The 680-nt window shown below is 43.2% G+C and carries 1 protein-coding gene; it reads left to right on the forward strand.

Going from position 1 to position 680, the window contains the following annotated elements; all coding sequences use genetic code 11:
• A partial coding sequence (galE, locus tag FC90_RS08525) for a UDP-glucose 4-epimerase GalE (RefSeq protein WP_057908821.1) occupies positions 1-680 on the forward strand: 680 nt, incomplete at both ends.

The following is a 680-nucleotide window of genomic DNA, read 5'->3' on the forward strand; positions in this document are numbered from 1 at the left end:
TTTGACAATAACACATACGGAATGACCGCTTTGCTCGAAGTAATGAATGAATTCAACGTCAAACACATCGTCTTTTCATCAACGGCGGCAACCTATGGAGAACCCAAAACGATTCCCATCAAAGAATCTGATCCACAAGTCCCCACCAATCCTTACGGTGAAAGTAAGTTGATGATGGAAACAATGATGAAATGGGCTGATAAAGCTTATGGCATTAAATTTGTCGCATTACGTTATTTCAACGTGGCCGGTGCTAAACCAGATGGTTCAATCGGAGAAGATCACCATCCAGAAACGCATTTATTGCCAATTGTATTACAAGTCGCTGCTGGCAAGCGTGATCAATTAGCAATCTTTGGTGACGATTATGATACACCAGATGGCACGAATATCCGTGATTACGTTCACGTATTAGATCTAGCAGATGCCCATATTTTGGCCTTGGGCTATCTAGAACAAGGCAATTCCAGTAGCGCCTTTAACTTAGGTTCATCAACTGGTTTTTCAAACATGGAAATTGTAAAAGCCGCTCGTAAAGTGACTGGTAAAGCAATTCCCGTGACGATGGCTCCACGTCGGGCTGGTGATCCAAGTACATTGATTGCTGCCAGTGACAAAGCGCGTGAAATGCTCGGTTGGACCCCTGAATATGACAATATGGAAGCAATTATTGAAACCGC

It is taken from the genome of Latilactobacillus graminis DSM 20719, from assembly GCF_001436415.1.
Taxonomy (GTDB): Bacteria; Bacillota; Bacilli; order Lactobacillales; family Lactobacillaceae; genus Latilactobacillus; species Latilactobacillus graminis.